Genomic DNA, 25,888 nt, shown 5'->3' with positions numbered 1-25,888 from the left:
CTGTAAAAACAGCTCTTTTTTAATATCCAGGGGCTTATCTTAGTTGATTAAGCCTATATATCTAGCGTATGAATAACCTTCTGTAACAATTACAAATTGTGGTTCATTGTTGAAATATACAATCGCTGCTTCGTCAAAACCTCCGATGTTTTCAAGGCAATCTCTATCAAGTAATAAATTATTAGTAAAATCTTGATAAGCTGATTTATCGGTAAAATAAAGCGATCTGATTGATGTAATGCTCTCTAAATTATAATTATTTTTATCGCACTCTTTAATGTACTCTTTAAGGTTTTCCGCTTTGCTTAAGTGTGCAAATTTTACATTTTCAAGCTTTACTATTTCTTTGATTACTCTCATTTTTGCTGTCTCCGTGACGTTTTTTAAATATAGTCACACTATAGCCCGAACTACGTGCTAAGCAAGTTTGTAGTGATCAAAGAGTATCCTGCTGATTTTGGAGTATAATTTTCAAGAATTTCAACGATATTGCTCTATTTGCAACAAATTTTAAAACGACTGTAAGCCCTTAGATTAAGGGCTTTTTCTATCCTAAACGACCAGCAATTTCAGTGGCCGTTGGATTATAGTAAATCATCAAAGATTTAATATCTCGATGCCCTATCATCTTTGCCAAGTCTAAAACATCAATCTTTCTAGCCAATCTGGTACATGCTTCGTGTCTTGTATCGTGAAACGTTAGATCAACAATCCCTATCTTATCCACATATTTTGAGAATAACTTAGAAGCATTACCAGGCGCTTTACCATTTGAATTATTATAAAAAACGGGCTTTGCACGATAAGATATTTTCCGGCCAAACTGATCTCGCTTCTCTACATTATATTCAATATTTTTAGAGTGAAATCTCATACGTTCTAATAATTCTATCGCTCGCATTGATAGTGGTACATCGCGGCTATCATCATTCTTACTCTCAGGAATACGAAGATAGCGCTCTTTAATGAATATATTATTCCAATCAAGATTGCATATTTCAGAGATCCGCATACCTGTTTCCAGGGCAAACAAAAACATTACCGCAACACGGTGCCGGACTTGTGTTAATTCTTTTTCTTCATCGTAGTCTAATGCTTCAAGGATTCGACTAATTTCATCATCAGATATTCGACGGTTTCTTGGTGGCGGCTCTTTTAACTGTTGCACATGCTCAAACGGATTATGATCCAGCCATTTCATCTTTTGAGCCAGGCGAATTGCAGAGCGCATAAATGTTAATTCTTTATTAACCGTTGATGTCACAACACCACTCACATTCAGGCGATAATTAATATACTTATCAAAAACCTCATAGCCTAATGAGTGCAACTTCGTATCAACATTCAATGCCGGGCATTCTAAAAATGATTTGATTCGATAAGTCGCATTATCGATGTAGCGCTGCGTTCTCTTCTTTGGAACTTCAGTTTCTAAATAATGAAACAAAGCATCTCTTAATGTTTTATCTTCTGGTCGCTCAACCTGACCCCGCTTCATTTCAGCTTCTCGTTCAATCCCCCAAAGAGTTGCTTCAGCTTTAGTATCAAATGTTTTAGAATCTCTAAACCATTCATAGTTAATCATTACATTGACTTCAACTCGCCAACGGTTCCCTCGTTTTTTTACATATGCCATTTTATTATTAATCCTTGGCGAAAAAAATGGCGAAAACAGATACCATTACATACCGTTTCTGACCCCTTTCCACCTTTTTAATATTTCTCAATGATAGGCATATTACCGTAGATACCGGCGGAAACCCTAATTTAACTAAATAGATAGAATTGCGGCCCTAGGCACCATTATTAAAACGAAGAGCCCGCTAAACAGCGGGCTTTTTGTTGCCTTCAATTTTGCTTGGCGGGAATTTTGGCGTAAATGAGTTCCCTCTTATTACCACTGATATTCCCTCTATACATAAAGATAAACATCTTATTCTTTATATGAGAAATTGTTTCAATAAAACTTTCTTACAATAAAAAAGATTAATGATTTCTCGCCATTTTACCTCTGCAAAAATCGTCACTATTTCCACCCTTCTGACAACAACATCTTGTGCTAAAACTACAATTCTCATTTTTCTTAAATTGAAATAGCTGTAGGATTTTATCGCGTTGTTTACAGTATTAGGAGAAAATACTGTTATGAATATCCATCGAAAAACAAAATTAACGCCGTTTCATCGAGAAGAGATTTGGCGATTACATCATCAAGAAAAATTTACCGTAACCTATCTAGCTGAGCGTTTTATGGTAAGCAGACCTACGATCTATAAAGTACTAAAACAAGGTAGATTGAACTTGTTTGTGCCATTAGCTAGTAAAAATGAACGTTATAGAACAATTAAGCATGGCATTAAACGTCTTGCAAAGATTGAAAAATCTATTGAAGAGAAACTTAAAAAGAGGGCTAAACGTTATAACAAAAACTATCCTGGCGAGATGGTCCATGTGGATACTAAACGGCTCCCTCTTTTAAAAGGGGATCTTAAAAATCGCACTAGAGAGTATTTATTTGTAGGAATTGATGATTTTTCAAGAGAACTTTATGCCGGTATTTATCCTGATAAATCACAGTTTAGTGCTGCTGAATTTCTTCGATGGGATCTGTTAGAACAGTGTCCCTATACTGTAGAATGCACCTATTCGGATAATGGTCGTGAGTATAAAGGTACATCAGAACATGCCTTTGTCGAAATGTGTCTAACACATAAGATTAATCAAAAGTTTACAAAGCCAGCTTGCCCTCAAACGAATGGAAAAGCAGAAAGAGCCATTCGAACACTCATGGAAATGTGGCATAATCAGGAGGAGTTTATCAGTTCAGATGATCGGAAAAAGAAGCTAAAACGATTTTTGAACTATTACAACACAGTAAAACCTCATAAGGGTATTAATGGTTTAACGCCTTATGAAGTTTTAGAAAATTATTTTAACACTGAAGTGTAAACAACCCGCCGATTTCTAACAAAATAGCATTTATAAATCAATGACTAAAATCTCTCTGTAAACTCCCTTTTTTATAGTCATAATCACGCTATCCTTCTTACTCAACATCAAGCTTATGATAAATAGTACTTTCCATCCCTGTTAAAATTTGCTAATTTTCCTAATTGGCAGAAAAAATATGCGGAATATTTTTATAAAGAGAATAAATCTGCCAACGTTAATAACATTGAAAGTTGGAATTTGAAGGAAACGTATGTCAAACCAAGGTGAATTACAAAATGGTCTGAAGTCTCGCCATTTAACCATGATATCTATTGCCGGCGTTATAGGTGGAGCCCTATTTGTTGGCTCAGGAAACGTCATCTATAATGCCGGTCCTGCAGCAATTTTAGCTTATATGCTAGGTGGGATTCTTGTATTACTCATTATGCGTATGCTTGGAGAGATGGCTATTGCGAAACCCGATAGCGGCTCTTTCTCAACTTATGCAGATTTAGGGATTGGTCGCTGGGCAGGCTTTACCATTGGCTGGCTCTATTGGTATTTCTGGGCACTTTTAATGGGCTGGGAAGCTTATGTTGCCGGCGTTATCCTCAATGGATGGTTCCCAGAAATCCCAATATGGCTCTACATGATTGCTGTCACCGTCATTTTTGGCGTGATCAATTTTATGAATGTAAAAAACTATGGCGAATTTGAATTCTGGTTTGCGCTAATTAAGGTTGTAGCAATTGTCATCTTCTTAATTGTCTGTAGCTTAGCAATCATTCATATCTGGCCTTGGGGAGATACCGCAACTCGCGGCATTGCTAACTTAACAAAACACGGCTTTATGCCAAACGGGACACCATCTGTAGTCACTGCGATATTGATCGTTATGTTCTCTTATATGGGTGCTGAAATTGCCACAATTGCCGCAGCTGAATCTAAAATTCCAGAGCAAGCTATTCGCCGTGCCACAAATTCCGTGGGTATCCGTATTATTATCTTCTATGTCGGTTCCATGTTTGTCGCAGTTTGCTTAGTAAACTATACAGATCCTCGCCTGACAGACCCTACATGGGGAACTTATAGCGTCACGCTTGATCAGCTTGGAATTCCTTATGCTCGCACGATCGTCAACTTTATCGTTCTTACTTCCGTTTGTAGCTGCTTTAACTCAGCACTATATACTTGCTCAAGAATGCTCTTCTCTCTTTCTAAAAGGGGAGATGCGCATCGCTCTATGAGCAAACTAAATAAATCAGGTAGTCCATGGGTTGGTGTTTTAGTTTCTTGTATTTTTACTATTATCGCTGCTATTTTATCAGCCCTTGATAAGCTCGATATCTATGATGTGTTAATGGCAGCAACAGGTACCGTTTCTCTCTACGTTTATCTTGCAATTGCCGTTACACAGCTAAAATTAAGACGTAAAATGCAAGCAGAAGGTAAAGAGCTCACCTTTAAAATGTGGTGTTTCCCTTGGCTCACCTATATCGTCATTGCCTTTATTGTGATTTCTGTTGCGGCTATGATTCTCTATAAAAATGCTGGTAAGCAAACTGAGGTCCTTTATACAACATTATTAGCAATCATCATTGTAGGAATGGGCATCATCGCTCAAAAATATAATATTGGTAAAAAATAACCCCTCATAACGTTATTACATAACACTTCAAAAGCTCACGGATAATAATTCGTGAGCTTTTTTATTAACATCTGATCCGTCCTAAATAACGTTGACAACTTTACTGGTTTAATTTGGAGAAACTAAATGACAACGTACATTAAACGAACTCAAAAAGATTACACTTTGGTTTTTAAACTTGCCGTAGTTGCAGAGGTTGAAGCTGGTGCAATGACTTATAAACAAGCACAACACCATTATGGTATTCAAGGTCGTTCAACGGTTTTAGTTTGGTTGAGGAAATATGGCGTGCTAAATTGGAAGTCAGAAACTCCCAATATATTAAGGCTCGATATCATGAACAAACCTATTGAAAAGACACCTGAACAGAGAATCAAAGAGCTTGAGAAGAAGTTAACTGACAGCCAAGATAAAAACCAATTTTTTGAAGAACTTTTTAGCTATATGGAAAATGATATGGGAATCGAGTTACCCAAAAAGCTATCACAGAGGCTAAAAGAGAAGGGAAAGTAACAGCCTCAATCAGTAAGATCTGTAACTATTTAGGTTTTTCAAGACAAGCCTATTATCAATGGAAAGCTCGACAAAAACAGAAATCAGAATATAGAAATTAGACCAATGCTTCAATGGTGGTCAGACTTCATAGACAAATGCGACACTAAAGAGAATAATGAGAGAGCCTTAAAAGAGGCAGGGATTTCGTTGATATAATCCAGAATTGCTGAGAAGCAAGCAATAATCTACTACCGCACTTTCACTGCATCAAATTGATGTAGCTGTTTAGGTAGTGAAAACAATTAAAATAAGGATCTGCAATGACTTTGCAATTTGACATAAATAGACTCAATCTTCGTGAGCTTAATAATGGGCATTCTGCATTGAAGCTTTGTTTCATTCTCGATGATGAAGAAGTTGAAGTTTACTTTAAGCTTCACGAACTTGAGCAAAACGGAATTGAAAGCATTATTCGCTGGAAAACATCTAAAGAAGTCTCTAATTTGAGAATAAAGCAGGTTTCGCTATTGGACGGAATTCCTAAGTTTTTCCCTGTTAATTAAATTAATGAGCAAAATCACCATTCTGTCAAATTCCTTCCGATTTTACGACTTGAAATGAGAATTAATACCAACAATTTATATTGACTTATAGCTTTCCAAGCAAAAATCGCTAAATTCAACTGTTATTTTACAATTATCTAGGATATTACCATGAGATTTTTAATAATAATCACAATATTTTTATTAAACCTATCAATAGCAAAAGAATATGATTGCCTAAATAGGGGCTCTCTTACTATTGAGTACTGTGATAATGATTTTGATCTCCTAGCTGATCCCCCTATTAATCCGAACGACTGGATAAATCCAGAAATACTTATTTTCACTTATGTAGAATCAGAAAGAGCGCCTGATTACAAATCAACCTTCATCCCTTTTGTAGAGCATCTAGAGAGCTGCTTGCAACACAGAGTTGCATTTCACCCGGTGACGAATAACCGAGCAGCAATCTATGCTATGAAAAACAATAGGGCTCACATCGCTGGATTTTCAACAGGTAGCACCGTGTTTGCAGTTAATCAATCTGGAGTTATTCCTTTTGCTACAAGAAGTTATACAGATTCTTCCTATGATAATAAATTGTTCGTAATTACGAATCGCAACTCTCCTTATACAAAACTGTCAGACCTTAAAGATAAGATTATAGCTCATACAGATAAATATTCTTTTACTGGTCATTTAGCAGCATTTTTATTATTCCCTCCAGAAAAACTAATTCCAGATAGAGATTATAAAATAATATTCTCAGGGTCACACGAACAATCTATATTAGGGGTAGATCGAGGAGTTTATGATGCAGCAACAATATCTTCAAAAATATTCAGTAGAATGATATTTAACCATGAAGTTAAATACCAGAATTTTAGAGTTATATTTCAGAGCACTTCTTTTAACTCAGATGCATTCTCATATGCCCATAATCTTAACCCTGCGCTCAAAAATGATATTAAACGCTGTTTTTTTAATTACGATTTTTCTCAGAATATTCAAATGAAAAGTAGTGGTAGCCAAGCTTTTATTCCTATTGAGTACAAAAAAGATTGGGCAGACATCATCCAAGCAACACAATACTCAGAAAAGTAAGATGTGTACCCCGAATTTAACGGAGCCCGTCCTAAATTTTGTGTAAATCCTATTTTTAACTTATTCTAAGTGTTAGAAATCGGCGGGTTGTTTACACTTCAGTGTTAAAATAATTTTCTAAAACTTCATAAGGCGTTAAACCATTAATACCCTTATGAGGTTTTACTGTGTTGTAATAGTTCAAAAATCGTTTTAGCTTCTTTTTCCGATCATCTGAACTGATAAACTCCTCCTGATTATGCCACATTTCCATGAGTGTTCGAATGACTCTTTCTGCTTTTCCATTCGTTTGAGGGCAAGCTGGCTTTGTGAACTTTTGATTAATCTTATGTGTTAGACACATTTCGACAAAGGCATGTTCTGATGTACCTTTATACTCACGACCATTATCCGAATAGGTGCATTCTACAGTATAGGGACACTGTTCTAACAGATCCCATCGAAGAAATTCAGCAGCACTAAACTGTGATTTATCAGGATAAATACCGGCATAAAGTTCTCTTGAAAAATCATCAATTCCTACAAATAAATACTCTCTAGTGCGATTTTTAAGATCCCCTTTTAAAAGAGGGAGCCGTTTAGTATCCACATGGACCATCTCGCCAGGATAGTTTTTGTTATAAACGTTTAGCCCTCTTTTTAAGTTTCTCTTCAATAGATTTTTCAATCTTTGCAAGACGTTTAATGCCATACTTAATTGTTCTATAACGTTCATTTTTACTAGCTAATGGCACAAACAAGTTCAATCTACCTTGTTTTAGTACTTTATAGATCGTAGGTCTGCTTACCATAAAACGCTCAGCTAGATAGGTTACGGTAAATTTTTCTTGATGATGTGATCGCCAAATCTCTTCTCGATGAAACGGCGTTAATTTTGTTTTTCGATGGATATTCATAACAGTATTTTCTCCTAATACTGTAAACAACGCGATAAAATCCTACAATTTAATATTAGCCTAGATATGCCCGATAGCAGTAAGCCTACAACCTTATTAAAAGTAGCGCCAAACCTTTCGGGCTTTTATTTTGTGCAGACATAAAAGCACAGAAACCCGACTTAAAATGCCGAGCTCTGGAATCAGCGGAAAACATATCAAGTATGTTCACCTCTGGAAAAGATATTACACTTAAGTTAACGAACAATCAAACCTGCAACACTGTTGCAATAACTTTCCCGTTTGTTCCCGTCACGTCCAACTTGTTCCCGCACTTATCCTGAATATCTCTGTGTACTTATCCTGTGTCTGATCACTCAATGAGCTTCTTAAGCGTTTGATTAAATTATAAATTTAGTTACTGTATATTCGCCTCTGTCTGGGCTTTTAGATTCGGAATCGGCTTAAATGGCTTATATCCCTTTGGCATTACATATCCAATAAAGCGAGATTTAGGGAACTTAGCGATTGAAATAGCTGAGCCTTGATTGCCACCGAGTAAAACCCAGCTATCGCCATCTTCGCCAATAATAAAACCAACGTGGCCGCCACCTGATCTTGTCATTACCGCGATACACCCATAACAAGGATCTACTTTTTCGCCACCGTCCCAATGAAGCCAATATTGTGAACTGTCTTTAGTACGCTTTTGATAGATCGACCGATCTTGTGAGTTGGTATTGATTCCAACCGCTTCAAGCGCTGTGCCTACAAATGCCGAACACCAAGAAACCTTTTCATTCTTAATGCCACTCATTCTGAACATTTGCCAGTATTCGAGGATTCTAGGATTACCGGTACCAATACCAGTACGCTTAACTCCAAGCTCTTTCATTCCCCATTTAATCCACGGGAAATCTAATTGATTGTCGGATACCGCTTTCACAGCTCCGCCCACTATTCCTGTATTCATTTATTTTTCCCATTAAAAAAGCGCCTTTCGGGGCAACTGAAGGTTGTAATAATAGGTTTTATAGCTGCTATTCACATTCCCAGCTAAGCGTTAAAGTGTGGTCGTTTTCATCAGACTCCTTCTGAACTACAAACCCTCTTTTCTCTAAATCAGCAACCATCAAATTAAGATCATCAACACTTAATGATTTTGCAGAAAATCTTTCTGTCAGAGTAAAACTCCCAGAAGCAGCCATAGTACGAATATCCTCATCAACTGATTTAAGAATATCCTCAACGCTAGCATCTGCATTATCAAAATTATATCTAGCCTTATATCTAGCCTTATATCTAGCCTGTTTAGCCATAATACCTTTAACTTTATCCATAATTAATCCCTTTTTAATAAGCAATAAAAAACTCGCCGAAGCGAGTTTGTACTTGTTGACAGTCAATTTTTACCAAGAAATTTTAAATCGATATATAGCATCCCCTGTAAAAGATTTCACTTTAAACCCGCGGCCCTGCAAATCTGAAACGATGAAACTCAAACCGCTAGAATCTATACCCTCCTTACTAACACTGGGCTCTGCAAAATCCTTACCTTGTTGCGTTGAAATTTTTATCACGTTATTAATAATAACCAAAGCCTCTTCAACTGCATTGAAACCACTAATTTCTGTAGCTTCTCTCGCCTCTTTTGCTGTGATGCCATTACTACTCATATTTACACCTCCGGTTAAAGTGTAATTTATCGAGATTTAATAATAGCAGTTTACGATCAGGAACAAAAAAGCCCGCCGAAGCGAGCTAGAAAAATTTATACTATAATTTTTTTAAAATACGTATCTAAGACCTAAATATAACTCTTGTGACTCAATTTTTGCTTTCATCTGCTCATCTTGCAAGCCTCTAGCATTGCCAAAGGCATTCCATCCACTTTCCGTTTTTCCTGAATCGATGTATCGATACCCGAAATCAATATTTACATTTTCAATAGGACGATAAGTAGCACCAACACCTAAACTATAAGCAATATTTCTATCACTATTAGAGTTGTATTGTCTACCTTCATTCCCCTGCCATCCCTTAGACTTAAGTTCAGCCACACCTAATCCGGCATTTACATATAATCCAAATTCATCTGTTAAATAAAAGTCCTTATAAACATTTAACATTAATCTTTGAGTTCTTATTTTATGATGATTTAAACTCGTAGGGAATGCTGTCGACCCGCTAGTAAACTCATTTTCTTTAGGAAAGGTAAACTCACCTTCCACTCTCCAATCAGAAGAAAATTGATACCCTAAAGCAACAGAGCCAATCCCATATTTTTTACTATCTGTTCCTTTTACAAAACTACCAATCCCGGGCCGAGCGCTTGTATCCATATTTTTTGCTTTTTGATCAGAATACACCGCCCTTCCTGAAACATAATACCCCTCTTTAGATTCAGCAAATGCCTGTGCGTTAAAAAATATAATTCCCAATACAGTAAATAAAGCAATCTTTTTCATACAATGAACATCCTATTTTAGTTTATAAACAGCATACAAAAAACAAATATTACACTTATTAATCATATAATTAAATATGTTTAAATAGAAATTCTATATTTCCAAAATAGAAATATTATTGAATAAAATTTTCATTTACTTATGGTTACTCCAAAGCGAGCTATTTAAATTCAGTAGCTAGTTACGCTAGCAACTCGTACAAATAAGCGCACGGAGCATGGGATTCTAATCTTTCGACTACTCGTATTCACGAACCCAGCTTTTACCCTCAGCGCTTTCTCACACGCATATCATTGCCACTAACCATACAGTTAGAAGCTAATGCAGTGGAATCATCCGCGGATAGATTGCTCTATACGCCTATGCTCTAAATAAAATTCCCACAATCTATATACAGTGGCTATTTTTATATACTTATAAAAAATGGAATTTTTATGTTCAATTTAGATGAAATCTTACCTGACTTTGATATCAAACTTAAATGTTGCATTTGCAAAACTACCCATAGCAAAAAACTATCAGCCCTTCATAATAATTTTATTTGCACTTGCGGCAACAACATCAAACTAGGTAACTCACATAGAATGAGAGAAACTACCGAGCAAATGTTTATTACTTACTCTAAGAGATTTATTGAGCAGTAAGACATATATATTATGTATAATATACACACTACAATTAAATAAACATTAACAAATTATTATAAAAGTGTTATTTTATTAAAGCTTAATATTAAGTTTTGATAAATAATTAACTATAGCAAGGTGCATCCCTAGCAATGCCTTGCTATTTTTTTATCTATATTTCATCCAACAAAAAAGCTCTCCTAAGAGAGCTTATACGCAAAAATCCGAATCTACAACATTAGCATATCACTGGATACGTATCTAGGCAAATATTTTCAAATAATCATTTCAAGCCTTGTTGCAAAGTCTGCTAAAGCATCTGAATATGTAGGTATTCGGATATTCTTATCTAGGGTCTGTTGAACATTTGGAATAAAAAATAGAGAGTTGTAAAATGTAATCGTCAAAAAAACATTACAAACTCTCTATTCTATGCCCCAAACGTTACTGAATGACCAGCTTTGGTTGAAGCTAAAACCTATTCTCCTAGATTTAAATATTTATGACAAACCAAATTTAAGAAATATTTTTACAGGCATTTTATTTCGCCTTAAAACAGGCTGCCAATGGCGCTATCTTTCCGAGTGCTTTGGAAAGCCTAATACGGTTTTAAAGCTTTTAGGCGATGGTCCAAGCTTGATAAGTTTTCTAAAATATTCAAAATGTTAATTCAAGATCCTGATATGGAATGGCTATCCATCGATGCGACTCACATCAGAGCACACCAAAGTAGTGCTAGGTCTTCTAGCTTAGAATCTCAAGCAATTGCCAAAAGCGCTGGCGGTAATAGTACTAAAATCCATCTTATAGTGGATGCTCATGGTAACCCTCTCGACTTTATAATCAGCGATGGGGTAACTCATGATGTCAAAGTCGCCCCAGAGCTGATTGAAAAAGTTTATTTAAATGAAACAAAATTACTAAATGCCGATCGAGGATATATATCTGAAAAAGTAAGTGAATCCTTATCTCATCAAGGATGTTCATCCTAATATTTCCAATAAAAGAAACAGCTTATCTGGCAATATCCACATGGACTGGCATATTTATAAAGCTCGGCATGTTGTCGAGAATATGTTTGCAACTTTAAAGCATTTCAGAGGCTTAGCAACACGATATGATAAGTTGAAAAATAGCTATATCAGTAATGTTGCTTTAGCCTGTGCTTATATTTGGTTAAAATTATGAATATTCAGACCCTAATTGCTGTTAAAACCTTCATTAAATCAGCCGTATTATGGTTTTGAATATCCTTTACAATCGCTTTTAACTCAGCAGAAAGTCCCGTATCAATATTCCCTTTTGTAAGACGATCAAACTTATCTTCTACATCATTCCAAGTAAAAGGATGCGATGGCATTCCTGGGTAATTACTCACTTCGTGGGTCACTTTACGCCCATCTTGTAAGGTAATCGTAATTCTTGCACAAAACTCCTCAGGATAACGCTTTGTAAATTCAGAATCGGCCTTCACAATCACTTTCTTTAATAAAGTTTGCACGTCGCTCGCCGCAATTCTATCTGGGGTAAATTGTGCTTGCATCACTTGTCCATCTAATAACGCAACCGCTAAAAGATATGGCAAAGAGTGATCCGCTTGCTCTTTTGAGGTGATCTCTGCCATTGCCCCACCGTAAAGTCCTCCGCCTGAAAAATCAAAGGTAATTTGCGGCACATCCGCTTCGATAGAAACCACATTCTTTGCATCAACAGCGGTCTGTTGAAGAAGCTCTAATAAGCATTCGATTGCAGATTGAGTATGAATCATTGCGACAAACTTCTTGATTGTGGCTGTCGTAACGCCTTCGTAATTCTCATGTTCCCAATCAACATCGATCGGTTTTCCTAAGAGATGTTCAATACCATTAGGTCCTTCAATAATTGCTAAAGGCCCTTCACCCCCTCTTTTCGCAAGATATAAGGCATTAAATGCGCCAAGAGCCGATTGCCCTGAAGCTAATCCTTTCCATTGTGATAAGGGTTTTGCACGAATGCCGGCAAATGATGCATCACTAGCAGCCGCCATCGCCATTGCATGGGCAATCGTTTTTTGATCAAACCCTAATAATTTTCCGGCAGCTCCCGGCACTGAAATTGCGAGCTGCGCCGTATGGTCAAGCCCACGCGTCATAAAGTTTCCATGTTCTACTAAGAGACTTTGCAACGTCCAACCTAATGCCATCCCTAACATCAGATCTTTACCAGAAGCATTACTAATAATCGCCGCAGTTAAAACACCCCCAAAGTTATCCGCCGTATGCGCAGTTTCCGTGGGTGCTAAGATATTATCCATGGCATCCACATAACGCACTAATACCGTGTGCCAAAATGCCGCAAAAACAGGGTTAGAAGTACCACCACCAATCAAAGGAACACTACCATTAGGCGCAAACTCTTGTAACTGCTCATAACAAGTATTAACAGGTCCTGCGCCAAGCGCTGCAATTTGACAGCCTAAAGAATCGAGCATATGAATCGGAATTTGCTGCAATGAAGCTGCCGATAGATCTTCAAATTTCGCGCGACAAACATAATCTGCAATACGTTCTATTTTGGTACTCATAATATTTTCTCCACTAGTAGATAAATCTCTAAATTCTTACGGCGTCCTATCCATTAAGACGGGTTTAAAATATAAATTAAAGCGGTAACAGTAATGAGCATTCCCACGGTTGAAACCGCTAAAATGGAGGAAGCTTGCTGTTGATATTGTTGATATTTTGTAGCTAAAAGAACAATCATGGGTCCTGAAGGGAGTGCTGCTAAGAGTAGCCCTTGATTATAAGTTGCGCTTCCTGATGGCATATGAAAAAGGATCGCGATGCCGATAAATAATGCCGGTAATCCAATGTTTTTTAATAAGGCAATAAAGAGTACTTCGCCATCAAACTTAAACTTGTTGGCCGCAATCGTCATCCCTGCCACAAATACGGCTAGCCCTGCGGTTGCTTTACCAATTAATCCTAAAGAGTTATTCACCACATCAGGCGTTTTAATGCCGATAAATACCAAGATAAATGCTAAAAGTGGTGCCCATACAAAAGGGGTTTTAAAAATCGCTTCATAAATCGACTGGCTCATCATTTTTACAAGAGAGTGATGTTCCCCACTTGTTTTTGCTAAATTAATTTTAATAATAATGGTCGCAAGGGGCACGATAAACACATTAATAACTAACGAGATCATACTCACGGCCACACCACTTTCTGCCCCGTAAATACTCCCTAAAAGCGCCGGCCCATAAAAAGGACCTGCGGAAAAACTCACTGCTAATCCCGCGATGGAGGACTCAACAATATTTCTCTTAAAAAGCCCCTTAGCAATGATAAATCCCGCCATATATGCTAAAAAGAGAGACACTAATAAAATAAAGAAGAGCACCATCTCTTCTTCTAATTGCGCACGCGTTACGACAATTGTGCCTACAAAAAGTGCCGGCGGTAACGCAAACTTTAATACAAGCTCATTAATAATCGGAATGGGATTGGCGGCAGTTCCAAAGGCTTTCATTTTTCCAGCCATGAAGCCAAAAGCCAGTACAAAGATAATCGGAGTGACTACGGCAACAGCTTGTAAAATATGTTCCATTTTAATATCTCTTCAGTATAAAAATAACGATTAACAATAGATATGTCCATCACCAGAAACAACTATATACAAATATATAACAATTTATTTTATTCGTGTATATAAAATACAATAAAAAATATATAAATTTAGAGTCTATTGAAAACTTGGAATAAAAAATAGAGAGTTGTAAAATGTAATCGTCAAAAAAACATTACAAACTCTCTATTCTATGCCCCAAACGTTACTGAATGACCAGCTTTGGTTGAAGCTAAAACCTATTCTCCTAGATTTAAATATTTATGACAAACCAAATTTAAGAAATATTTTTACAGGCATTTTATTTCGCCTTAAAACAGGCTGCCAATGGCGCTATCTTTCCGAGTGCTTTGGAAAGCCTAATACGGTTTTAAAGCTTTTAGGCGATGGTCCAAGCTTGATAAGTTTTCTAAAATATTCAAAATGTTAATTCAAGATCCTGATATGGAATGGCTATCCATCGATGCGACTCACATCAGAGCACACCAAAGTAGTGCTAGGTCTTCTAGCCTAGAATCTCAAGCTATTGCCAAAAGCGCTGGCGGTAATAGTACTAAAATCCATCTTATAGTGGATGCTCATGGTAACCCTCTCGACTTTATAATCAGCGATGGGGTAACTCATGATGTCAAAGTTGCCCCAGAGCTGATTGAAAAAGTTTATTTAAATGAAACAAAATTACTAAATGCCGATCGAGGATATATATCTGAAAAAGTAAGTGAATCCTTATCTCATCAAGGAGTTCACCCTAATATTCCTAATAAAAGAAACAGCTTATCTGGCAATACCCACATGGACTGGCATATTTATAAAGCTCGGCATGTTGTCGAGAATATGTTTGCAACTTTAAAGCATTTCAGAGGCATAGCAACACGATATGATAAGTTGAAAAATAGCCATATCAGTAATGTTGCTTTAGCCTGTGCTTATATTTGGTTGAAATTATGAATGTTCAACAGACTCTACAGTGGTTCTTGATAAAGGCTCAAATGGATAGTGAGCCATAATATGCCTAATATCATCTTTTGTTACAGTGTTGGTTAATTCTATTAAGTCGATAGTCATACCTCACCTCTCTTCTGGGTTACTGTTGCGCCTTTGAGGATAAATATACCTACAGCACCCCAGTGCTTGTTTTCTGAAAACTGAATCATTGATTGCTCTTTATAATTTGTTTTATGTAGAACAATATCTTTATTGCCATTAGCAAGCTTTACATTTGCTCCCTCTAAGACTTTTTGGATATCCTCCTCCCCCTCAATCACGAATGTTTCTGTGTCGAGGGAGTTGATGAAGTCGATGCCTTTAATTGCTGATTTTGCTGTAAATGATATTGGCGATTTATTTCTATCAAAAAGATGAATAGAATCACTCATAATCATTAACTGGCTCGATATCGTCCCATCTTTGAGGTGTCTTTGTACTCTTCAGTTGTTTGATTAACTGAGGAGTTAGATTCAATCGACATATTGCGAATTGCAGCAATCGCTACAGGTTGATTGATTTCATTGCCGTCTTTATCGAGAGCTTTAACGTAAGTGTGAAAATCTTCGATAAATTCAGCTAAATCACGTTGAGATAAACGTTCATCACGCAATCTGTTAATAGCTTTAAATACTGGAGTTTGACCAAGTTGCACCGATGCTTTCAAGTCTTGATGAAGAGGCGTTTCGGTTGTTCCAAAATTGTGGATTAACTTAGCATTTCCATTTTCGCCAATGAAGCAGCTGGGCGTATCAACCTCTGATGACTGATTGATAGTTGATTCTGCAAATTGAGCTAATGCTTTGATAGAGGTGGTTCCAAACTGGCTGTTCATGCGACGCTTAGTTTTTGAGAACTTTTCTAAGTCATGAACGCTTGAGTTGTCGCTTAAATAGATAATATCTTTATCTTTTTCAACGATCTCATTTGCGTAGTTAAGAGCTGAGTTTTCAATGATTGTTGTTACGTTTTCCATTTTATATTTTTCCTATTTTGAGTTGATTAAAAACTGCTGATTGATGCTACTGATTAGCTTCTTTGTGAAGCGGAACGACTTTAGGGCTAAATAGATCTTCGTGGTCTTTACGGAATAGGGTTAATTCGCCGCCTTTATTCACAAACATTGGAGTTTGAGATACGCTATCTATCTGAGATAGAGCCTTTTGATGTTGGCTTTTTAAAATCAACTTTGTGAGTGATCATGACTTGTTCGTCATTGAGCTTCTCAAAAGAGAAATCAAGACTGACTCATCCTTTTACTCGGCTATCTGTATTGCGGACCGCAAATGCGATATCGTTTAAGATGCTTCCGAGCGCCTCTTCCAAAACGCCCCCTTCTAAGTTTCCTAAAAATTCCTGTACGTTAGTTTTCATATTTATTTCTCCTGATATAGATGATTACTGCTGATTGTTTGGCGTAATCTACGCCGCCTTTTTAACTTCATGTCGTGGAGCATTAGCGATTGTGCTAATGGATGGCCTGCTTGCTAAATGTTCTGCTTCTTCGATCATTTTCGAGTGTTTGAGATTTTCGAGTTCATGATGAAAAGCTTTTGTGAATCTTCTTTCGAGATATTCGTTAAGCCATATTTTGAATTTGTTTAACATGCTGTATCTCCTATGCGACCTTAAAAGGCTTCATGCCGTGATCTTGGTAAATGCGATTAATGGCTTCTGCATAGTAAATTTGAGCCAATTTGCAACGCTCTTTGATGAGAGCTTCTTTCTCTAAACAGCTCTCATAAACAACCGAAGTCACGCGAAGTGAAGTAGGGTAATGGCTAAACTCGTGAAGCGAATTATCAAAAGGGCTGATTAAATGAAGCGGTGTATCTACTAAGCAATAATCAACACTGTGGCGTTTTATCGCTATTCCATGCTCATTTAGAAGCATCATGTAACCTCGACCTTGCCATTCGTAATCTGTGGCGTTGGTTTGAGCTAAGGCGCTTTCTACTGAAGCAGGGAAGCTATCAAGATTCCAAGATGTCTTAGTGTCACGGGTTAGCTCTCAAGACCAATAAGATCATCTGATGCTAAATGCTTACTCTTTGAAAGCGTTCGATAGTGAACGAAATTCTCCTTTTTGTTGCTCATTGCGTTATACTCCTTATAGGAAAAATCCCCTAATAGATAATTCCGATCCCCGAGCCTCGTTGATGTCCGTCTTCGAGGCTCAACTGTTTAATAAAGGCCTTTGGGGTTGAAATAATGTTTATATGGTTGATTTTATTGTCGTAATTGTGATAATCTTTAAATTATGATTGGTAGTTAGCTCAGACTCCGATCTGCCTGTAGCCCTTACACTTCTAAGTCCTAACATCTTCTGAAGTAAGGGCTTTTTATGTCTTTGAATTTTAAGTATTGATTCAAGTCAATATTTATCGGTTTATGTTGTTTTTATTCTGTGAAAAATAGTAAATTTACGTTTAAAATAACAACAACACTCCCTAGATCTCGCCCATTCACTCTCCATTGGATGGGCTTTTTTATGCCTGTTTAAGTGTGATAACTGTCTTCTCATTCACTAGAAAAGGCTTTTCTACTTGATGTAGCTTTTCCAGTTGCTCGTGGTGGTACTCAATTCCCTAAGTGGGCGCTCGATACTAATGGGTTTCCTCCAGCAAGTTCTATTGCAAGTTTTGGGGAGATGCGGCCAGAATCGCCGGCATCTCAAATACCTCATGGAGTGGAAATAGGGAATCTTGATATAAGAAGAGCGATATTGGTATTTAGATCGATGCAGGAATCTAGTACCAAAGGAATGAGGAGGGTTCATTTATTTCAGGTAGTTAATCTTAATCGCCAGGAGGATGAAACTATTGCAGATACGATAAATAGACTAGAGTCTGTTGAACATTCATAATTTCAACCAAATATAAGCACAGGCTAAAGCAACATTACTGATATGGCTATTTTTCAACTTATCATATCGTGTTGCTATGCCTCTGAAATGCTTTAAAGTTGCAAACATATTCTCGACAACATGCCGAGCTTTATAAATATGCCAGTCCATGTGGATATTGCCAGATAAGCTGTTTCTTTTATTGGGAATATTAGGGTGAACATCCTTGATGAGATAAGGATTCACTTACTTTTTCAGATATATATCCTCGATCGGCATTTAGTAATTTTGTTTCATTTAAATAAACTTTTTCAATCAGCTCTGGGGCGACTTTGACATCATGAGTTACCCCATCGCTGATTATAAAGTCGAGAGGGTTACCATGAGCATCCACTATAAGATGGATTTTAGTACTATTACCGCCAGCGCTTTTGGCAATTGCTTGAGATTCTAAGCTAGAAGACCTAGCACTACTTTGGTGTGCTCTGATGTGAGTCGCATCGATGGATAGCCATTCCATATCAGGATCTTGAATTAACATTTTGAATATTTTAGAAAACTTATCAAGCTTGGACCATCGCCTAAAAGCTTTAAAACCGTATTAGGCTTTCCAAAGCACTCGGGAAGATAGCGCCATTGGCAGCCTGTTTTAAGGCGAAATAAAATGCCTGTAAAAATATTTCTTAAATTTGGTTTGTCATAAATATTTAAATCTAGGAGAATAGGTTTTAGCTTCAACCAAAGCTGGTCATTCAGTAACGTTTGGGGCATAGAATAGAGAGTTTGTAATGTTTTTTTGACGATTACATTTTACAACTCTCTATTTTTTATTCCAAATGTTCAACAGACCCTAGATCAAATGGTCGCTTCTGGTGAGATTGAAAAACCAAAGAGGCGAGGAAAGTTTTTAGTGTGGTCTAAAAAATACATTGCTGAGACTAACGATATGAGTATAGAATTAGTGAACGATATACTGAAAGCAGTAGAGCAAAAAGACAAAGCGAGCTGAGGCTCGTTTTTCTTTATTTGAGATAAATAGTGGTATTAATTACGGTATAATTATTTTTAAAAACCTAAAAGCAAGCTGCATTAATATGTTTTAATGATTGTATATATCCTCTCGTCGGAACAAAAGTAGGAACAAATTTTTTTCAGGCGATATCTCTTATGGTTTAACGAGTGATATCTCCGTTTTTGGTGGTATTCAGCATACTACTAATAGTGAATTCCAGGCTGTAAACCTTGGTTTAGGTTTAAACTTACACCAATTTGGTGCTATATCATTTGATGTTACGCACTCCAAAAGTGATATTAAAGGGCTTAATGATCGCAGAACAGGTCAAAGTTATCGTTTTAACTATGCAAAAAAATTTAGCGCCGGAACAACCTTAAACTTCGCAGGATATCGCTTCTCAAGTAGTGGTTTTAGAGGTGTAAGTGATTATATTAGTCTAAAACAACATATTCGACCAGAAAACTCTGGAATGACTAGCCATCAACCTTATTATGAAAAAAATCGAGTTTCAGTAAGTGTTTCTCAATATATAGAACCTGCCGACATCTATATTTCAAAAACAATTTCAACAGAAATATATTGGAATAGACCAGGTAATAACTCAAGTTACAATATATTAATTGGTAAAACAATAAAAACACCTGGGCTTTTTGAAAACACCTCTCTTAACCTTTCTCTATCTCAAGATAAATATGATGGTGGAGACAATGATAAAATAATAGCCCTATTTGTCACTATTCCTTTAGGAGAGGACAGAGACTCATTGAGTTATAACGGAGGCTATTCAAGCTCTAGTAAGAGGATTGATCAACAGGTTCGTTATAATAACCATGGTTTAGGTGGGGATTATTCAATTGATGTTAACACGAATAATAAAAGAGATTTCAGCGGTAGTATAGATTATTCATTAACAGGATATTACAACACAAATACACGCTATGGTACCGCTACTACAAGTTTCAACCATACTAAAAATTATGATTCTGTCAGAGCTGGGTATAATGGCTCAATGACATTAACTCAACATAGGCTAGCAACTCATGGAGCTGCTTATGGACCAGAAACATCACGATTAATATTAGATGCGGGCGCACCTAACGTACAGTTAGGAAATGATAGTAGTAAATTAAAGAGTAATACTTTTGGACTAATTGGGGTACCAAGTGTTTCACCTTACTCCTTTGTCAGTTACTCCGTAAATAATGATAATTTACCTAACGATGTTCAAATTACAGACAGTGTCGTTAACTTAGCCGTTGATACCGGCGCAATCGCTTACCTCTCTTTAGGGGAATTCGTGGAGAAACAGCATTATCAATAATTTCTTTACGAGATGGATCACACCCTCCTTTTGGGGCAATGGTATATAGAGAAAATGGAGACAATAAGGAAGTCGCAATTGTTGCTGAAAGTGGGCTGACATACATCATGGGATTACAGCCAGACCATAAGTATACAGTGAAATGGAATGGATCTAGCTCATGCGATTTGAAGATACCTTCATTAAACCCAGATGATCTTAAAAACTTAACATGCTATTAATAAAAAGGAATTTTAATTTATGAAAAAGATAATCATTGCAATTTTTCTCTTAATCAATATCGTCAATGCACAGGTTTCAGTAGATAGATCACGTGCAATTTTACAAGGTACGACTAAATCACAATCTATAAAGCTCACTAACGAAGGAAGCCTACCTTACTTAGCACAAGCTTGGGTAGAAAATGAAAAGGGTCAAAAAATTTCAACCCCTATCGCAGCCCTTCCTATTTTACAACGTATTAACCCCAAACAGAGTAAGCAAGTAAGGTTATCAGTTATTGGTAATGCTGCAGCTGAGCTACCAACAGATAGAGAATCGATGCTCTTTTTAACAGTGTTAGGCGTTCCTTCTACAAATAATGCCGACGTGAATAGCATTGGTGTAGCCCTTCAAACTAAAATTAAATTATTTTATAGACCAGATGGGCTAACACCTTATGAAAACAATGGTTGGGCGAAAGAACTTACAATGAATAAATCCGGAAATTCAATGACCATCAATAACCCAACTGCCTACCATGTTGTGATTTATAGATTTTCCAATGCCAATTCAAGAAAAATAATTGAAAGAGATATCGTCTTAAAGCCTTTTAGTTCAGAGTCAGTAAATGTAAGTTTATCTAATAAGTTTGCAATATTAACCATTAATGACTTTGGCGGAACGGACTCACTATAAGTATCGCGCGCCCAAAATACATGCTCTGTACAAGATGCTATCCGTAGTCGATAGTACGTGTTAGATCTATAGGAAAATTTATGATGAAACCATTTACTAAATCAATATTGAGCATAGGAGCGGGAATATTATTATTCTCATCAGCCTCCTTAGCATACGCCCAATGCACAAGAGTCCCCAATAGCGGGGCTGCTTCAGCGTATGACATTTTTTCTTACTCATTAGCGACATCGCAAGGTGGCGGAGGCAATGCCGGTCAAGCTCAGTTTAACTATGGAGTATTAATGGACTGCAGAGCGGGGTCACAAATAAATATCGTTACATCATCTTTAGTGACGGCTAATAATGGCTTTAGACGTTTTTTAAATACCTATAATATGTTAGAAATCGGCGGGTTGTTTACACTTCAGTGTTAAAATAATTTTCTAAAACTTCATAAGGCGTTAAACCATTAATACCCTTATGAGGTTTTACTGTGTTGTAATAGTTCAAAAATCGTTTTAGCTTCTTTTTCCGATCATCTGAACTGATAAACTCTTCCTGATTATGCCACATTTCCATGAGTGTTCGAATGACTCTTTCTGCTTTTCCATTCGTTTGAGGGCAAGCTGGCTTTGTAAACTTTTGATTAATCTTATGTGTTAGACACATTTCGACAAAGGCATGTTCTGATGTACCTTTATACTCACGACCATTATCCGAATAGGTGCATTCTACAGTATAGGGACACTGTTCTGACAGATCCCATCGAAGAAATTCAGCAGCACTAAACTGTGATTTATCAGGATAAATACCGGCATAAAGTTCTCTTGAAAAATCATCAATTCCTACAAATAAATACTCTCTAGTGCGATTTTTAAGATCCCCTTTTAAAAGAGGGAGCCGTTTAGTATCCACATGGACCATCTCGCCAGGATAGTTTTTGTTATAACGTTTAGCCCTCTTTTTAAGTTTCTCTTCAATAGATTTTTCAATCTTTGCAAGACGTTTAATGCCATACTTAATTGTTCTATAACGTTCATTTTTACTAGCTAATGGCACAAACAAGTTCAATCTACCTTGTTTTAGTACTTTATAGATCGTAGGTCTGCTTACCATAAAACGCTCAGCTAGATAGGTTACGGTAAATTTTTCTTGATGATGTAATCGCCAAATCTCTTCTCGATGAAACGGCGTTAATTTTGTTTTTCGATGGATATTCATAACAGTATTTTCTCCTAATACTGTAAACAACGCGATAAAATCCTACAAGGTGAAACAAAAAGTCTTGTTGTTTATTATTCTAGAGATAACTCTGGCGATACAGGCGTTGTAGACCCTCCGCCACCAGACCCTATGAGCTGTGGCATTGGATTAAGATTAACACCTGATGATGGGAGAATTAATTTTGGACAGATGTCAACTAGTGATCTTAATAATGGGCGCTCAGTAACGCGAGAGCTAACACTCTCAGTTGGAAGAAGAGAAGCCTGTGATCGTAATCAAAACATCACCATGACCTTTAATCCCGATACAAAGGGGCTTATTTCAGGGGCTAGCGCTGCCTTTTCCCAAGGTGTAATGCGACTAGATAATAACACCCGCATTGAAATTCGAGATAAAAGTAATAATGCTGCTATTGATTTAACGCTAGGAACAAAATTTAATTTTGGTACACTCCAACAACAAACAACCGGAGTTACAGCTAACCCAAGGAAAATTGATAAGATATTTAGTTTTACATGGAAAAGAGATGGAACATCCCCTGTGAAAGTCGGAGCTTGGAATTCCCAAATCCTTTTAGAAATTGAAGGGGATTAAAAAAATCTCAGTACAATATAAACCCTAAAGTGTAGGATTTTATCGCGTTGTTTACAGTATTAGGAGAAAATACTGTTATGAATATCCATCGAAAAACAAAATTAACGCCGTTTCATCTAGAAGAGATTTGGCGATTACATCATCTAGAAGAGATTTGGCGATTACATCATCAAGAAAAATTTACCGTAACCTATCTAGCTGAGCGTTTTATGGTAAGCAGACCTACGATCTATAAAGTACTAAAACAAGGTAGATTGAACTTGTTTGTGCCATTAGCTAGTAAAAATGAACGTTATAGAACAATTAAGTATGGCATTAAACGTCTTGCAAAGATTGAAAAATCTATTGAAGAGAAACTTAAAAAGAGGGCTAAACGTTATAACAAAAACTATCCTGGCGAGATGGTCCATGTGGATACTAAACGGCTCCCTCTTTTAAAAGGGGATCTTAAAAATCGCACTAGAGAGTATTTATTTGTAGGAATTGATGATTTTTCAAGAGAACTTTATGCCGGTATTTATCCTGATAAATCACAGTTTAGTGCTGCTGAATTTCTTCGATGGGATCTGTCAGAACAGTGTCCCTATACTGTAGAATGCACCTATTCGGATAATGGTCGTGAGTATAAAGGTACATCAGAACATGCCTTTGTCGAAATGTGCCTAACACATAAGATTAATCAAAAGTTTACAAAGCCAGCTTGCCCTCAAACGAATGGAAAAGCAGAAAGAGTCATTCGAACACTCATGGAAATGTGGCATAATCAGGAGGAGTTTATCAGTTCAGATGATCGGAAAAAGAAGCTAAAACGATTTTTGAACTATTACAACACAGTAAAACCTCATAAGGGTATTAATGGTTTAACGCCTTATGAAGTTTTAGAAAATTATTTTAACACTGAAGTGTAAACAACCCGCCGATTTCTAACACCTAAAGCAATAAAGCTTTGGGATTTATTAGGGTCTGTTGAACATTCAAAATTTAATCACAATAACCTATTGAAAACATGATGACTATTGCAGTTTTCAGAGAATAAATCATTTCTTTTAAAAACAGTTTGTTATAGACCAATGTTCAACAAGCCCTAGTAAATAGAGTAGAGAATTTTACAACGAGTGCTTATAAAGGATTAAATTACCAAGACACTAATAAAATGGGTCTGCTATCATCTCAATAACATTGTTTATAATTTTTTTATAGAGATAGAGAGAAATGGATAGAAATCAGGTGATTGCACTTTCGGCAATCTTACAATCAGCAATACTTGTGAATCGATTAGCAACAATTGGCTCCATCCCCAACGAGGAGCGTAATCCATTACTTCACAGCATATTTGCGATGACACCTGAAAATATCCAAGATGTTTACGATGGTGTTGAAAATATTAAGCCGGGCTTACAAGGATTCGCGCAAGGATTAAAAAATGTGCCTAGCCAAGCCAAAATTTACTTCTATTCGCTAATCTCTCTAGAAAAAAGTTTAAGTAATGATTCAGAGACATTAACAATTCTAGCAAGTGGCTTAGAATCAATCTCAACACGCTTACAGCACTTTGATATGACCCATGAAAATATCATTGCCGGTATTGCCGATCTTTATACGCAAACATTAAGTAAACTCTCCCCTAGAATTATGGTAAGGGGCGATCAAGCAGTTTTAAGCCAGCCACATATCACAAACGAAATTAGAACACTTTTATTAGCAGGAATTCGCTCAGCAATGCTCTGGCGCCAATATGGCGGTACTAAATTTTCACTACTCTGGCCTTGGAATAAATTACCAGAAACAGCGCATCAAATTCTTCTTGAAATTTAATACCACTAAAAAAGCCACTCAATAATTGAACTGCACCCCAAAAGTTGGACACAACTTTGGGGTGTTTTTATATGGCTAAATATGTAGGATTTTATCGCGTTGTTTACAGTATTAGGAGAAAATACTGTTATGAATATCCATCGAAAAACAAAATTAACGCCGTTTCATCGAGAAGAGATTTGGCGATTACATCATCAAGAAAAATTTACCGTAACCTATCTAGCTGAGCGTTTTATGGTAAGCAGACCTACGATCTATAAAGTACTAAAACAAGGTAGATTGAACTTGTTTGTGCCATTAGCTAGTAAAAATGAACGTTATAGAACAATTAAGTATGGCATTAAACGTCTTGCAAAGATTGAAAAATCTATTGAAGAGAAACTTAAAAAGAGGGCTAAACGTTATAACAAAAACTATCCTGGCGAGATGGTCCATGTGGATACTAAACGGCTCCCTCTTTTAAAAGGAGATCTTAAAAATCGCACTAGAGAGTATTTATTTGTAGGAATTGATGATTTTTCAAGAGAACTTTATGCCGGTATTTATCCTGATAAATCACAGTTTAGTGCTGCTGAATTTCTTCGATGGGATCTGTTAGAACAGTGTCCCTATACTGTAGAATGCACTTATTCGGATAATGGTCGTGAGTATAAAGGTACATCAGAACATGCCTTTGTCGAAATGTGTCTAACACATAAGATTAATCAAAAGTTTACAAAGCCAGCTTGCCCTCAAACGAATGGAAAAGCAGAAAGAGTCATTCGAACACTCATGGAAATGTGGCATAATCAGGAAGAGTTTATCAGTTCAGATGATCGGAAAAAAAGCTAAAACGATTTTTGAACTATTACAACACAGTAAAACCTCATAAGGGTATTAATGGTTTAACGCCTTATGAAGTTTTAGAAAATTATTT

The 25,888-nt window shown here is 36.6% G+C and carries 29 protein-coding genes and 2 pseudogenes; 15 read left to right on the top strand and 16 right to left on the bottom strand.

Going from position 1 to position 25,888, the window contains the following annotated elements; all coding sequences use genetic code 11:
• Positions 1–39: 39 nt before the first annotated feature.
• Together MMG00_RS12730 and MMG00_RS12725 are read right to left on the bottom strand one after the other, a co-directional pair.
• Entirely contained in the window at positions 40–360 is a 321-nt protein-coding gene (locus tag MMG00_RS12730; protein ID WP_242148946.1) for a hypothetical protein, read from the bottom strand.
• Positions 361–547: 187 nt separating this feature from the next.
• On the bottom strand, positions 548–1,636 hold the full coding sequence (locus tag MMG00_RS12725; RefSeq protein WP_242148944.1) for a tyrosine-type recombinase/integrase: 1,089 nt from the start codon (positions 1,634–1,636) through the stop codon (positions 548–550).
• A 509-nt stretch (positions 1,637–2,145) separates the two neighbouring features.
• On the opposite strand from MMG00_RS12725, the gene MMG00_RS12720 reads away from it, so the two are divergent.
• The 5 genes from MMG00_RS12720 (at position 2,146) to phnD (ending at position 6,720) form a co-directional block, all read left to right on the top strand.
• Positions 2,146–2,949 (top strand): integrase core domain-containing protein, encoded by an 804-nt coding sequence (locus MMG00_RS12720; RefSeq protein ID WP_432805954.1) that lies wholly within the window; start codon positions 2,146–2,148, stop codon positions 2,947–2,949.
• Between the two features lie 253 nt (positions 2,950–3,202).
• Positions 3,203–4,579 (top strand): amino acid permease, encoded by a 1,377-nt coding sequence (locus MMG00_RS12715; protein ID WP_242148941.1) that lies wholly within the window; start codon positions 3,203–3,205, stop codon positions 4,577–4,579.
• 126 nt (positions 4,580–4,705) lie between these two features.
• Positions 4,706–5,092 carry a helix-turn-helix domain-containing protein gene (locus tag MMG00_RS12710; protein WP_242148939.1) on the top strand — a complete coding sequence of 129 codons (387 nt, stop codon included), beginning with the start codon at positions 4,706–4,708 and terminating at the stop codon, positions 5,090–5,092.
• 308 nt (positions 5,093–5,400) lie between these two features.
• A complete protein-coding gene (locus MMG00_RS12705) occupies positions 5,401–5,637 on the top strand; it encodes a hypothetical protein (RefSeq protein WP_242148938.1) in 237 nt (78 codons plus the stop codon).
• Positions 5,638–5,787: 150 nt separating this feature from the next.
• Positions 5,788–6,720: a phosphate/phosphite/phosphonate ABC transporter substrate-binding protein gene (gene phnD, locus MMG00_RS12700; protein WP_242148935.1), complete on the top strand. Its 933-nt coding sequence runs from the start codon at positions 5,788–5,790 to the stop codon at positions 6,718–6,720.
• Between the two features lie 91 nt (positions 6,721–6,811).
• Here the strand turns inward: phnD and MMG00_RS12695 are convergent, their stop codons facing one another.
• The 6 genes from MMG00_RS12695 to MMG00_RS12670 form a co-directional block, all read right to left on the bottom strand.
• Entirely contained in the window at positions 6,812–7,375 is a 564-nt protein-coding gene (locus tag MMG00_RS12695; protein ID WP_242148933.1) for an integrase core domain-containing protein, read from the bottom strand.
• Entirely contained in the window at positions 7,338–7,646 is a 309-nt protein-coding gene (locus tag MMG00_RS12690) for a helix-turn-helix domain-containing protein (protein WP_242148930.1), read from the bottom strand. Before MMG00_RS12690 ends, MMG00_RS12695 begins: the two co-directional genes overlap by 38 nt.
• A gap of 367 nt (positions 7,647–8,013) precedes the next feature.
• Positions 8,014–8,568 (bottom strand): TIGR02594 family protein, encoded by a 555-nt coding sequence (locus MMG00_RS12685; protein ID WP_242148928.1) that lies wholly within the window; start codon positions 8,566–8,568, stop codon positions 8,014–8,016.
• A gap of 67 nt (positions 8,569–8,635) precedes the next feature.
• Positions 8,636–8,935, bottom strand: coding sequence for a hypothetical protein (locus tag MMG00_RS12680; RefSeq protein ID WP_242148926.1), 300 nt, complete (start codon positions 8,933–8,935; stop codon positions 8,636–8,638).
• A 69-nt stretch (positions 8,936–9,004) separates the two neighbouring features.
• Entirely contained in the window at positions 9,005–9,271 is a 267-nt protein-coding gene (locus MMG00_RS12675) for a hypothetical protein (protein ID WP_242148922.1), read from the bottom strand.
• 111 nt (positions 9,272–9,382) lie between these two features.
• Complete coding sequence (locus MMG00_RS12670) at positions 9,383–10,063, bottom strand: outer membrane protein (protein WP_242148920.1); 681 nt, start codon at positions 10,061–10,063, stop codon at positions 9,383–9,385.
• Between the two features lie 1,058 nt (positions 10,064–11,121).
• Between MMG00_RS12670 and MMG00_RS12665 the strand changes: the two are divergent.
• Positions 11,122–11,877, top strand: a pseudogene (locus MMG00_RS12665) (IS5 family transposase).
• Between the two features lie 4 nt (positions 11,878–11,881).
• Here MMG00_RS12665 and MMG00_RS12660 read toward each other — a convergent pair.
• Both MMG00_RS12660 and MMG00_RS12655 read right to left on the bottom strand, forming a co-directional pair.
• Positions 11,882–13,252: an MmgE/PrpD family protein gene (locus MMG00_RS12660; protein ID WP_242148918.1), complete on the bottom strand. Its 1,371-nt coding sequence runs from the start codon at positions 13,250–13,252 to the stop codon at positions 11,882–11,884.
• Between the two features lie 53 nt (positions 13,253–13,305).
• Complete coding sequence (locus MMG00_RS12655) at positions 13,306–14,277, bottom strand: AEC family transporter (RefSeq protein WP_242148916.1); 972 nt, start codon at positions 14,275–14,277, stop codon at positions 13,306–13,308.
• 211 nt (positions 14,278–14,488) lie between these two features.
• On the opposite strand from MMG00_RS12655, the gene MMG00_RS12650 reads away from it, so the two are divergent.
• Positions 14,489–15,243 (top strand): IS5 family transposase gene (locus tag MMG00_RS12650; RefSeq protein WP_242148914.1). Its coding sequence is split into 2 segments (ribosomal slippage): positions 14,489–14,663 and positions 14,663–15,243, totalling 756 coding nucleotides; the frame shifts between segments, so codons are not numbered across the junction.
• A 113-nt stretch (positions 15,244–15,356) separates the two neighbouring features.
• Here MMG00_RS12650 and MMG00_RS12645 read toward each other — a convergent pair.
• The 5 genes and pseudogenes from MMG00_RS12645 to MMG00_RS12630 form a co-directional block, all read right to left on the bottom strand.
• Positions 15,357–15,671: a hypothetical protein gene (locus MMG00_RS12645; RefSeq protein ID WP_242148912.1), complete on the bottom strand. Its 315-nt coding sequence runs from the start codon at positions 15,669–15,671 to the stop codon at positions 15,357–15,359.
• A 5-nt stretch (positions 15,672–15,676) separates the two neighbouring features.
• Positions 15,677–16,255, bottom strand: coding sequence for a DUF2303 family protein (locus MMG00_RS12640; protein ID WP_242148909.1), 579 nt, complete (start codon positions 16,253–16,255; stop codon positions 15,677–15,679).
• A gap of 272 nt (positions 16,256–16,527) precedes the next feature.
• Positions 16,528–16,653: a hypothetical protein gene (locus MMG00_RS14170; protein ID WP_255837024.1), complete on the bottom strand. Its 126-nt coding sequence runs from the start codon at positions 16,651–16,653 to the stop codon at positions 16,528–16,530.
• Positions 16,654–16,897: 244 nt separating this feature from the next.
• Positions 16,898–17,176: a hypothetical protein gene (locus MMG00_RS12635; protein ID WP_242148907.1), complete on the bottom strand. Its 279-nt coding sequence runs from the start codon at positions 17,174–17,176 to the stop codon at positions 16,898–16,900.
• Positions 17,177–18,139: 963 nt separating this feature from the next.
• Positions 18,140–18,895, bottom strand: a pseudogene (locus MMG00_RS12630) (IS5 family transposase).
• 335 nt (positions 18,896–19,230) lie between these two features.
• Between MMG00_RS12630 and MMG00_RS12625 the strand changes: the two are divergent.
• The 4 genes from MMG00_RS12625 (at position 19,231) to MMG00_RS12615 (ending at position 21,773) form a co-directional block, all read left to right on the top strand.
• Entirely contained in the window at positions 19,231–20,460 is a 1,230-nt protein-coding gene (locus MMG00_RS12625) for a fimbria/pilus outer membrane usher protein (RefSeq protein WP_242148904.1), read from the top strand.
• The gene (locus tag MMG00_RS14400) at positions 20,433–20,681 is read left to right on the top strand and encodes a FimD/PapC C-terminal domain-containing protein (RefSeq protein ID WP_432805953.1); all 249 of its coding nucleotides are present in this window, start codon (positions 20,433–20,435) and stop codon (positions 20,679–20,681) included. Before MMG00_RS12625 ends, MMG00_RS14400 begins: the two co-directional genes overlap by 28 nt.
• Before the next feature lie 19 nt (positions 20,682–20,700).
• Entirely contained in the window at positions 20,701–21,357 is a 657-nt protein-coding gene (locus tag MMG00_RS12620; protein WP_242148902.1) for a fimbrial biogenesis chaperone, read from the top strand.
• A gap of 80 nt (positions 21,358–21,437) precedes the next feature.
• Positions 21,438–21,773 carry a hypothetical protein gene (locus MMG00_RS12615; protein WP_242148900.1) on the top strand — a complete coding sequence of 112 codons (336 nt, stop codon included), beginning with the start codon at positions 21,438–21,440 and terminating at the stop codon, positions 21,771–21,773.
• Here MMG00_RS12615 and MMG00_RS12610 read toward each other — a convergent pair.
• Positions 21,757–22,560 carry an integrase core domain-containing protein gene (locus tag MMG00_RS12610; RefSeq protein ID WP_432805952.1) on the bottom strand — a complete coding sequence of 268 codons (804 nt, stop codon included), beginning with the start codon at positions 22,558–22,560 and terminating at the stop codon, positions 21,757–21,759. The two genes, MMG00_RS12615 and MMG00_RS12610, sit on opposite strands and share 17 nt — an antisense overlap.
• Positions 22,561–22,752: 192 nt before the next feature.
• On the opposite strand from MMG00_RS12610, the gene MMG00_RS12605 reads away from it, so the two are divergent.
• The 4 genes from MMG00_RS12605 to MMG00_RS12590 all read left to right on the top strand — a co-directional run bounded on the left by MMG00_RS12605 (position 22,753) and on the right by MMG00_RS12590 (position 25,803).
• Positions 22,753–23,157 carry a hypothetical protein gene (locus MMG00_RS12605; RefSeq protein ID WP_242148895.1) on the top strand — a complete coding sequence of 135 codons (405 nt, stop codon included), beginning with the start codon at positions 22,753–22,755 and terminating at the stop codon, positions 23,155–23,157.
• A 77-nt stretch (positions 23,158–23,234) separates the two neighbouring features.
• Entirely contained in the window at positions 23,235–24,065 is an 831-nt protein-coding gene (locus MMG00_RS12600) for an integrase core domain-containing protein (RefSeq protein ID WP_432805951.1), read from the top strand.
• 304 nt (positions 24,066–24,369) lie between these two features.
• The gene (gene hflD / locus MMG00_RS12595) at positions 24,370–24,972 is read left to right on the top strand and encodes a high frequency lysogenization protein HflD (RefSeq protein ID WP_242148890.1); all 603 of its coding nucleotides are present in this window, start codon (positions 24,370–24,372) and stop codon (positions 24,970–24,972) included.
• Between the two features lie 99 nt (positions 24,973–25,071).
• Positions 25,072–25,803 (top strand): integrase core domain-containing protein, encoded by a 732-nt coding sequence (locus MMG00_RS12590; RefSeq protein ID WP_242148888.1) that lies wholly within the window; start codon positions 25,072–25,074, stop codon positions 25,801–25,803.
• The last annotated feature ends 85 nt before the right edge of the window (positions 25,804–25,888 follow it).

It is taken from the genome of Ignatzschineria rhizosphaerae, from assembly GCF_022655595.1.
GTDB classification, from domain to species: Bacteria; Pseudomonadota; Gammaproteobacteria; order Cardiobacteriales; family Wohlfahrtiimonadaceae; genus Ignatzschineria; species Ignatzschineria rhizosphaerae.
The sequence above is the reverse complement of the archived record's forward strand: the minus strand, read 5'-3'. Positions and strand labels throughout refer to the sequence as shown.